The sequence below is a fragment of the candidate division WOR-3 bacterium genome (assembly GCA_016934535.1).
In the GTDB taxonomy this organism is placed as follows: Bacteria; SDB-A; SDB-A; order SDB-A; family SDB-A; genus JAFGIG01.
Genome location: JAFGSQ010000007.1, coordinates 93,739 through 103,995 on the forward strand (window position 1 = coordinate 93,739; position 10,257 = coordinate 103,995).

Consider the following 10,257-nt stretch of genomic DNA (forward strand, 5'->3'; position numbering starts at 1 on the left):
TCAGGAGTTTTGGGGGAGTCCCCAGTGTTTAGTTACAAACTTTAAAGTGCTCGAAGCGTGATATAGAGCCGCGCGGGAGAAAATATTTTTGCTTTCCTTTTTGTGAACATGAAACATTTCGCTTCCGGGAACATAAAAGACATGCATTCCGGATCTTTTGCAGTAAAGGCACAGATCTACGTCTTCGAAATATATAAAATACCTGGGGTCGAAAATGAAGCCTCTTTTTTCGGCCAAACTCCGTCTTATCAAAAGGCAAGCTCCTGCGGCCCAGTCTACTTTCTCTGGTTTTTTAAGATTGATGTCTCTCATCAGGTGTCTGGCATAAAAAGTCCTTGACTCTTTGTTCTTAACAGGGGCTCTGGAAAAGATGACGTCAAAAATGTTGAAAAATTTTCTCGCTGAAAATTGCCTTTCACCGTTAGGAAGAACAAGTTTCGGTGCGGCTATTCCCGCGTGAGGATTTTCAGCCATAAATTTGACGAGCGAGACCACCGAATTTTTTCCGGGCAAAACGTCAGGATTCAGGACCATGAAGAGCGATCCGTTTGAATTTCTGAAAGCCGCGTTGTGTCCTTCGCCGAAACCGAGGTTTTTACCCGGTTCGATTGATATGACATTCGAGGGGAGACAAATATCGAGAGGTGAGTTTTTTACAAGCAGGATTTCGGTGTTTTCAGGAAGATCTGTATCTGAAAAGAGCTTTTCGAGCAGGTTTGATGTGTGTTTGCCGTCACCATAATGGACTATGGATATCGAAAGCAGGTTCATCTTCTTATTTTCAAAAACATCCATATTCCGAACACAGTAAAGGATATATTAGTACCCCATGAAGCTATAAAAGGATCGAGCGCGCCCGCATAACCCATTGAGATTCCTATCTGAAGCAGACCCCAGTAAACGAATGATATCAGAAGGCTTAGACCGAAGCCGACTCCTATGCTGGATCTGCGTCTGTCAAGAGCCAGAGGCGCCCCCAAAAGAGATATGACAAAAGCGGCGGCCGGATAGGAAGCTCTCTTGTGCATGTCTACAATGATTTTCCTGATTATCTCAGGTCTTGCACCCGAAGATTGGGCTTTGGAAAGATACTCTCTGAGCTCCCTGATTGACATCTCGTCCTGTCTTATCTGTCTCACTATCATTTCCTCAAGCGGTGCTATCGAGTTAAATGAAGTCTCGGCTGAGAAAAAGCATCTTTCGTAACCGGATTCTCCGACGGATTTTTCCGGATCGAAAACTCTTACCCAGCAATTGTAGAAAACCCATTTTTCGCCCGTCCACAGGGCTTTTTCGGAATCTATCTTTTTTCTCACTTTCCAACTGCCGTCAATAAAAATAACCGTAGGTCTTTCCATGTATCTGTTTCCCGGATCGAAAGTTTTCGCGAAATAGTAATCGTCTTCTCTGCCTCTGAAAGAATAATCACTGGTCTGAGTGAACCACGGCGGTTGAGATCTGTATATTTCCACTTCTTTCGTGTAAATGAATTTTCGGGCGTATTGAGGCACGAAAAATTCGTTCAAATAAAAAAGAACGAGAAAAATGAAGAAAGCTGATATGATAACGGGAAGCATTATTCTGTAGGAACTTATTCCGACGGCCTGCATCGCTATTATTTCAAAATTCTTCGAAAGCTTGCCGAGTGTGAAAAAACAGGAAAGAAGAACAGCGACCGGTGTAAGCAGAACCAACAGGGACGGTATTTGATAGTAGTAATATTTAAAAATTATTATAAGAGGAACGCTTCTGTCGAGAAAAACGTGTATGTGATCTATCAGGTCGACAGTGATATAAATTAAGATAAAACCGAAACCTCCCATGAGAACGAATTTAATGTATTTTGAAAATATGTAGCCGTCTATAATCTTCATCTTTTCCAGAAATGTATGGAGTCGAAGAAAAATCCGCAATAAAGCCATAAACCGAGAACTAGAAAAAAAATGTTGGCGGACCACATCGCCACTAGTGAGTTTAGAAATCCTCTGTCTGAGAGGGTTTCACCGCCGACTATGAAGATGTAGTATACGGTTGTAATTAGTATTGCGATCCCAAAAGCTGCTCCCATGCCTCCCTTGCGCGTCAGTATACCCAAAGGCACTCCGAGGAATATAAACGTGAAAGCGGCGAAGGGAAGAGAATATTTTTTGTGAATTTCAACCGAGTACCTGTCTATCTCGCTTTCTATTGTCTGAATCTGAATGTCGGCGGAAGACAGTAATATTTCATCGGGCGGAATCAAAGAGGCGGCAACGGCGGAATCCTTGTAATTTCTCAGCGAGTCGAGTTCCCGGTTCCATGTCCTTATCCTTTCAGCCATTTCTTGAGCGGACATCTCCCTGTCGCCTCTGTAAGAAGTGTCGGGTCTCGCTTCGGGAGGCAGAAAGATATTTATCATCTGCGTGTCGAAATCCATGCTCCAATACGCCCCTTCCTGACCCAGTATATGCCTTTGGCCGTCGGTCATCGTAAATGTGACGAGGTTCCAGTCCCTGTCTATCGAAATAAACGCTTCTCTGGAAATTATGAATTCCGTGTTGCCCACTGCGTCGTCGATTTTACTGTACAGAAGCACGTCTTCAAGTTTAGCCGGATGGGAGGATTTGTCTATGGCTCTTGCATAAAGCAGGTAACCAGGAAAATTCGATATGAAACTCCTCGGAGCCAGTTCGGCAACAGGTCTTTTTTCTCCGACCTCGAGTAAAAGGATTTTAACTCTGTGATTTGTGACAGGAAGTATGTGATTGTTGAAATACACCATCGCAACGACAAAAACGGCTGCAAAAAGACTTAAGGGGGGCAGAAGTCTCAAAGGATTGATGCCCAGGGCTTTCATTGAAATGATCTCGAAATCTTCGGACATTCTTCCGAAAACCGCCAGGACGGAAGTCAAAAAAGCCATGGGCGCAGTAATGGCTATAATGAATGGCAGACTGTAAAGAAATATCAACCCGACCGTCGCCGGATCGAGTCCTTTTCCGAAAATAAGATCTACGAGTTCGAACAGTCGGTTCATTATCAGAACGAAAGTGTAGACAAAAAACGAGAGAATGAATGGGACAGCGTGTTGTCTCAGGACATAGACGTCAAAAGGAAGAATCATATACCACCCGCCAGTAGATGAAGGGATGTTCAACGACTCTGACGATTGTAACGCCGATAAAATCAACTTTAGACCTCATGTAAGATGTGAAAGAAGACCACGGAAGATCGGTCACTGATTTACGGCTCATCGAGGCGTGCCTGAAAACACCCGGTTCTTTAATGTAAAAGCCCCAATGAGCTATGTCAATTCCAGGCTTTCCGGAGACTATCATTATCAGGTCTCCGTCCTCGAGGAAGCCGGGTAATTCTGCAAGAAAAGACTTGTCAATGTAAATGATTTCCGCATCGTTTGCCGGGAAGGATTCGGAGGGAGAGAACCCGTGTTCCGTGAGGAAAGCGTATCTGTCAATTGTCTTTGATATCGAACAAGTTGCATGAAAACAACCCGTTACGTCTTTGCATATCCAGGAGTTGGCCGGCAGCCAGTCGATGTATGAATAATGGTTTCTCGTCTCGAATGAAATTATTCCTTCTCTGTATCTTATGTGGTTTAAAATTTCTAGAAAATCGCTGAAACCGTATTCTGTCAATGAAAGAGCAAGCACCTGTTCGCAGAAAGTCACGCAATCCACTTTGGAAAAATCGTACAGAGGGTCGTCGTCCGGAAAACCGTTTTCTCCTTCGCCGAGAGGACCGAGATAGTATTCTATCCCGAGAAAAAGTTCCGAATAATGTGCGATACGCTGTCCGGACGTCAGGTTCTTTGAATTAACGTCCTGGACTATGTTTTCTACTGATTCAGGTGTAATTATCGCCATTATCGAGCAGAATATCAGGACTTCGGACATGAACCTTCGTCTGTTATTTTCGGATAAAAAACAATATTTTCGAACATACAGTAAAATTCCATCGTCACCTCTCGATTATAAAAAGATATGTTATATCTAATTCATACATTCATCAACTTAAATGATGGTTTTAAAGAAAAAACAGAAAATTCAGTCAATATATTTTATCAAAAACAAGGAAAAATAATGTTTATAAATATTTACTGATCTGATAATTTATACTAATGACAGTCGAATTGATAAAATCTTTTATTCTGGGAATTATTGAAGGTCTGACGGAGTTTGTACCTGTGTCTTCTACTGGGCATCTTATAATTGCCGAGGCTTTCATGCCTTTCAGGGACAGAGAGTTTGCACAGGCTTTTGAAGTGATAATACAGTTCGGCGCTATTTTATCCGTTGTCATGCTATACAAAGATAGATTCATTGGAGTTTTCAATTTTTCGAAACAAGGATTCTACGGCAAAAAGGCGATCATATCTCTTTTTTGGACTTCGCTTCCCGCTGTTGTTGCAGGCACTTTGTTGCATTCGGCTGTAAAACAATATCTTTTCAATCCCCTGACGGTTTCGTTTGCTCTGATAGCCGGGGGCATCATGATGGCAGTTGCCGAAAAATATTGCCGTAAAGGCAAAGATGGAATTGATTCTATATCCTATAGAGACGCTTTGGTAATAGGATTGTTTCAGGTGCTTGCTCTTTTTCCGGGCATGTCGAGATCGGCAAGCACGATCTCAGGCGGACTGATTCGCGGATTGGACGTTAAGACTTCAGCCGAATATTCTTTCATAGCCGCTGTCCCTGTGATGACCGGAGCTTTTTTATACGACGCTTTCAAATCGAGAGAAGCCATTTTCAGAGGTGATAACGGCATTTTGCTTGCGGCAGGATTTATAACATCTTTCGTCGTCGCCGCCGCCTCGATAAAGACCTTCATGGCCGTCCTGAAAAAAACCTCATTGAAATATTTTGCTCTTTACAGGATAATACTGGGAGTCCTGCTCATCTCAATGATTGTTACGGGACTGTTTGAGTTAAACCTCTAAGGGGGTGAACTTGTTTTTTGTCTCGAAAAATAAAGAAAAAAAGTTTTTAGCCGAATTGAAGGGCGGTTTTATTTTTTTGATTGTGTCCGGTCTTTCAAATTCATTTATTTATTCTGATGCGGGTTATCTGGGATCCGTTTCATCGGGACCGTCTCCAGTCATTTTCAAAGAGGATTCCGTCTCAGTGGAGATGTCGTACGAAGACGTCCTCATTGTCATAAGCGAAGACACGGGTATTTATTCGGCTGAACTGAAATGCCTTTTTGTCTTTAACGATATAGAAACAAATTCGGAAGTCATGATGGCGTTCCCTTTGAGTATTCGGACTCCTTTTTATCCGATTTATTACGATTTCATTGAAATGGATAGCAGTGACGACAACGGGCAAAAAATGGATTTTTCTGTAAAAATAGACGGTTTGGAAGCGACCATAGAAATTGTTTTCTGCTCATTTTACGACAATTCGTTAAAAAAGGACATGTCCTGGGAAGATTTTTCCGACGCGATAAAAGTTTTAAACGAAAATGAACCGGAAGAAGGTGAAATAATATATTACAAAGAGATTTTTTTCCCGGAAGACAGATCTTATCCCATAATGGAGCCTGTCTCAGTTCTCGCGTGTTGGAAAGTTGATTTTATGAGAAACAGGCCGAGACTTGTGGAATTTTCCCAGTCTTACACCCTGACATCGGATTACAACGATAAAGTGTTCAGATTGAGTTACCCTCTTTTCACTGGTTCTTCATGGGCCAATTCAATAGGTCAGGGCAAAATTTCAGTTGTATTTGAGGATGAGGAATCTGAATCAGCCCTAAAATATTATTGCGGATCCCTTCTTCCTCTTCCGGAGGTTTACGAAAACGAGTATTTTGCGGAACCCTTGAAAGGAGTTTACGATAATTTCTTCTTCAGGACTTCTGATTCCAGACCCTATTTCAATAAAAATTATTGTGGAGCAATAGTATGGAATTTCAGTGATTTAGAGCCTACTCCATCAAATTTTAGGTTTCAATCCTATTATTTGGACATAGGTGATGTAGGTGCGGAGCTATACGGAATGGCCTCTGATAACAGCGCTGAGTCTTTGTCTGTTGTTGGCATACCATGGTGCATATCATATATTTACGTGGTTTTAGGGCCTTTTAGACCTGATGGATTTTATGTAATTGATCCCAGGGGTGTTGATTTTTACGACAATCCCCAATTGAAGGGAGCACCTATATTCAAAGCCCCCATTTTTTCATTTGCAAGATTGATAGAAACAGACTATAATTCGTCAAAATTTGTATTCAGATTTTCAGGAACAGAATATAATGACACTGGCTATGCTAATTTTTACTCATTGGACGAAAAAAAGCTATTAAAACCATTGATGATTCCGTACATTGATTCTTATTACGATGAATGATAATTTTTTTACAAAATTATATGCTCTGTAGCTACAAATTATATAATAATTCAGGAGGCGAACGATGAAAAAGATGACGCTTGTATTTATAAGTTTTTTATTTGCGTCGTATGTGTTTGCTGGAGTTATAAATATTTCGATCAACTTTCAAAGTAGCGATTTTTACGTTGAAAAAGTCGGTCAATATGATCTCATCCGTTTGACTGGCGGTTCCACTTCTTCAATACCCGGGAATCCTGATCTTCCGGGTGTATCCAAAACTGTGTTGATGCCGCCGACGTCAATTGTTACGAAAGTTATTATAAAGAACGAAAAATGGCAGGATCTTGGAAATTACAACATTTTTCCAGCACAAAGACCTGTTCCTGTGATGGGCCAACAGTCTTTTACCGCTCCCAATACAGAAATTTACTCAATTGACGCTTTTTACCCGGAAAATCAAATCACTCATTTCAGAACCGGCAACAAATCGGGCTTCGCTCTCGCCAATTTCGGAGTGACTCCTTTCAGATACAATCCTGTCTCCGGTCAGTTACAGTTGCTGATAAGCGCTGAAATCGATGTATTTTACGAAGAAGGTCTTCAGGAAGCCGTTTTCCTGACGGAAAATCAACTCGAAGTGTTCAGACAAGACGTGATTTCGATGGTTGAAAATCCTTCAGACGTAGAAAGATTTTCTCCTTTCACAAAAAAATCAGCGTTTTCAGAGTACGAATACGTTATAGTATGCCCGACTGGTCTTTCCGCCGCTTTTGAACCTCTTATAAGATGGAAAATAACGAAAGGAGTGGGCGCTAAAGTTGTCACCACCGCGTGGGTTTTGTCAAATTATCCTGCGTACGACCTGATGGAGAGCATAAGAAATTTTGTCAAGGACTGTCACCAGAACAGAGGCATGATATATCTCGTTCTGGCGGGAGATTACGACAATCTAGGGGCGAGATTGGTAAGAGTGAGCTGTTCTGGTTACACTTACGATCTTCCATCAGATCTATATTTTTCTGACGTCGTTCCGTATTCGAGTGACTGGGACGCAAACAACAACAACATTTTCGGTCAGTACATTTTAGACAGCTGTGATTTCTATTCAGACGTATACGTTGGCAGATTGCCTTTGAACAGCACATCAGAAGTTCAGAACTGGGTCTCAAAAGTACTTGATTACGAACAATCTCCACCTTCAGGTTTCATAACCAAAGCACTATTTGCAGGAGCCGGATTATGGTTCAACGTCAGCCCGCCCTGGAGTTATTACGGCAGTTCTTCCTGTGATTCTATTGCTAATTACAAACTTCCTGCCGCTTGGATTAAAAGAAAAATGTACCAGAGCGACACGCTTTCATATCCTGCCGGTTTTTCGGATTCGTTGAGCAAGGGTTTCCATTGGTCTTACATTGCCGCTCACGGTTCATCTAACTCGATATCGTGGTATTATTATCAAAGCTGGCCGAATATAATCGACAACAACTCAATGCAGAATCTCACAAACGGAGACAGTCTGTTTGTCATTTCTTCCATGGCTTGCGAACCTGGATGGTTTGACGGCAGAGAATGCGTTGGTGAATACATTTTCAACGCTTCGGCGGGTGGAGCCATAGCTGTTATGTTCAACGCGCGTTTCGGCTGGGGTTATCCTCCGTATCTCGGGCCCTCGGAATTCATGTGCATAAGAACGGCCGAAAAAGTGTTTTCAAATAATATTAGAAATATAGGCAGAGCTCACGCGCTTTCAAAAGATGAGCTTATCAATTGGACATGGGGATTCAACGACTGCGAACACTGGTGCGTGAATGAGTTCAACCTTTTCGGAGATCCGGAAACTCAGATATATTCCAAACAGCCTGTCGCTATGACAGTAACCAATGCTGATACGATACATAATATGTCCGGAGTGTTGGACGTCCTAGTGACTTCGCAGGGACAACCAGTATCAGGCGCCGTGTGTTGCCTCTCAAGACCTTACGACACTCTTTTCTGGTTCAGAGGGAAGACAGGTTCGACAGGAAAAGCCGCCGTCGAATATCTTGCTATAACGGATCAGCCGTTTCTTTTGACAGTATATGCAAAAGACCAACTGTATTACCAGGACACGATATATATCGACACGGCCAATACTTGTGCTGTTTTGACTTATTTTGATGATGAAAATGATTCTACAGGATCATTTGGTGCTTCCGCGCCTAATATTTTCTTTGGAATGGCTCACAGATATACTTCGAACCTACTAATGCTTTATAATGGATGGAAAATCAAAAAAGTTTATTTTTATCTCAGAAATGGCACTAATTCTATAAATGACGCGGTTGTTAATATTTATGGTGGAGCTGGACCTGTTATACCCGGTCCGATAATTCATTCGAAGGTATTTACTGTGACTGGTGACACAGGTTGGAATTGTGTTGTCTATGATGACACCGCGGCAATTCCGGTAAACTCCACAGGAGACATGTGGTTTGAGGTCGGTTTTACGCACGGAAATGGAGAAATTCCGTTTTATGCGAGTTATCTGGCTCAATGCATACCAACACAAACTGATAATTTTAGAACGGGAACTAATTGGAGTTACATGTCGGGGTACGGAATAAATATTTGTTGGGCGATAAAAGTCATTCTCATAAATTCTTTGAGTGTAGAAGTAGAAATTAACGAAGAGACGCCCCCGCAATTCATTTTCAGATCTGAAAAAACTGTTTTTTCCGGAGCCAACGCTCTAAATTTCGAACTGACTGAACCTGGTGACGTAACTCTTGAAATTTTCGATTTATCGGGTCGAATGGTTACGCAAGTTTTTCGCGGTTTTCTAATTCAGGGAAGATATACAATTCCACTTGAATCAAAAAATTTACCGCCGGGAGTCTTGTTCTGCAGAATTTCAGGACCTGAAGGGGAAAAAACTGTAAAAATAGAAAAAATTGACTGATAGTTCGGATTTATAACTGAGGAGAAGTCGTGAAACAAGTATTTTTGATATTGTCAATTGTCGTTTTTTCGTTTTCTTGCGTTAATCACAGGTCTGTAGTGGATACATTTCTCTCCGAGAACGGATTCGAAGACGTCAATTCTCTGAATTCTGAAGGATATACATCTTTATGCAAGGCTCTGGAATCGGACGACTATGTTATAGCCGAAAGCCTACTATTGGCCGGCGCTGATATTAACAGACGTAACGGTGAAGGATTGACGCCTCTTCTAAATGCTGTCAATAAGGAGAACAGGGAAACAGTGAATTTTCTGTTGTCAAAAGGCGCTGATCCTAATCAATGTGACGATAAAACGGGCATTTCTCCGCTTCAAACGGCAATAGAAAAGGGAAACGCTGATATCATTGAATCACTTATCGCCGCTGGCGTAGATCATGGAGAACTGTACGTGATTGATAAAGGGCGAGTCGGCACTTTCAGATTGGAAATGACTCGAAATAATTTTTTTGATCTCGTAAATATATATGATTCAGCCGTTTTAGACAGTTTTATTATAAACAACGAAGGTGTAGAAGAATTAATTTATATAGTAGTTGTAGACGCGGAGCTTAATTCTTCTATTGAATTTGTTTATGATATTTCAATCGACGGATTTTATAAAATAGAAATCAACAGCGGTAAATTCAGAACCAGACAAAATCTGGGTATCGGATCGACTTATTGTGAAATTTCTGAAATATATGGAGAAATTATACCTGAATGGGGAGACAATGGCGAACCGGTTATAATAGTTGAGGAAGAAAACGTCACTTTTGTTCTCAGCGAGGGAGATTGGTGGCTCGACGGAAAAGTCAGAAAAGGAGCCGATGTTTCAGGGACAGAAGTCGAATCAATGTTTATATGGTGAATGATTAAAATGAACGCATGGGAATATAAACAGAAAATTAATTCCGATCTAAAGGAATTATTGGAACCAGACGAAAAAATCC

The 10,257-nt window shown here is 41.5% G+C and carries 8 protein-coding genes; 4 read left to right on the forward strand and 4 right to left on the reverse strand.

Annotated elements, in window-relative coordinates; all coding sequences use genetic code 11:
• The 4 genes from JXL83_01455 to JXL83_01470 are packed head-to-tail and all read right to left on the reverse strand — an operon-like array spanning position 1 to position 3,893.
• Complete coding sequence (locus JXL83_01455) at positions 1 to 771, reverse strand: glycosyltransferase family 2 protein (GenBank protein MBN2362781.1); 771 nt, start codon at positions 769 to 771, stop codon at positions 1 to 3.
• Positions 768 to 1,874 carry an LptF/LptG family permease gene (locus JXL83_01460; protein ID MBN2362782.1) on the reverse strand — a complete coding sequence of 369 codons (1,107 nt, stop codon included), beginning with the start codon at positions 1,872 to 1,874 and terminating at the stop codon, positions 768 to 770. The genes JXL83_01455 and JXL83_01460 overlap by 4 nt, the downstream gene beginning before the upstream one ends.
• Positions 1,871 to 3,103: an LptF/LptG family permease gene (locus JXL83_01465; GenBank protein MBN2362783.1), complete on the reverse strand. Its 1,233-nt coding sequence runs from the start codon at positions 3,101 to 3,103 to the stop codon at positions 1,871 to 1,873. The genes JXL83_01460 and JXL83_01465 overlap by 4 nt, the downstream gene beginning before the upstream one ends.
• On the reverse strand, positions 3,087 to 3,893 hold the full coding sequence (locus JXL83_01470; GenBank protein MBN2362784.1) for a DUF1460 domain-containing protein: 807 nt from the start codon (positions 3,891 to 3,893) through the stop codon (positions 3,087 to 3,089). The genes JXL83_01465 and JXL83_01470 overlap by 17 nt, the downstream gene beginning before the upstream one ends.
• A gap of 224 nt (positions 3,894 to 4,117) precedes the next feature.
• On the opposite strand from JXL83_01470, the gene JXL83_01475 reads away from it, so the two are divergent.
• The 4 genes from JXL83_01475 (at position 4,118) to JXL83_01490 (ending at position 10,175) form a co-directional block, all read left to right on the forward strand.
• Positions 4,118 to 4,939 carry an undecaprenyl-diphosphate phosphatase gene (locus JXL83_01475; protein MBN2362785.1) on the forward strand — a complete coding sequence of 274 codons (822 nt, stop codon included), beginning with the start codon at positions 4,118 to 4,120 and terminating at the stop codon, positions 4,937 to 4,939.
• Between the two features lie 10 nt (positions 4,940 to 4,949).
• Positions 4,950 to 6,347: a hypothetical protein gene (locus JXL83_01480; GenBank protein MBN2362786.1), complete on the forward strand. Its 1,398-nt coding sequence runs from the start codon at positions 4,950 to 4,952 to the stop codon at positions 6,345 to 6,347.
• 64 nt (positions 6,348 to 6,411) lie between these two features.
• Positions 6,412 to 9,267, forward strand: a complete 2,856-nt coding sequence (locus JXL83_01485; GenBank protein ID MBN2362787.1) for a hypothetical protein — start codon at positions 6,412 to 6,414, stop codon at positions 9,265 to 9,267.
• A gap of 29 nt (positions 9,268 to 9,296) precedes the next feature.
• Positions 9,297 to 10,175, forward strand: a complete 879-nt coding sequence (locus JXL83_01490) for an ankyrin repeat domain-containing protein (GenBank protein MBN2362788.1) — start codon at positions 9,297 to 9,299, stop codon at positions 10,173 to 10,175.
• Positions 10,176 to 10,257 lie beyond the last annotated feature (82 nt).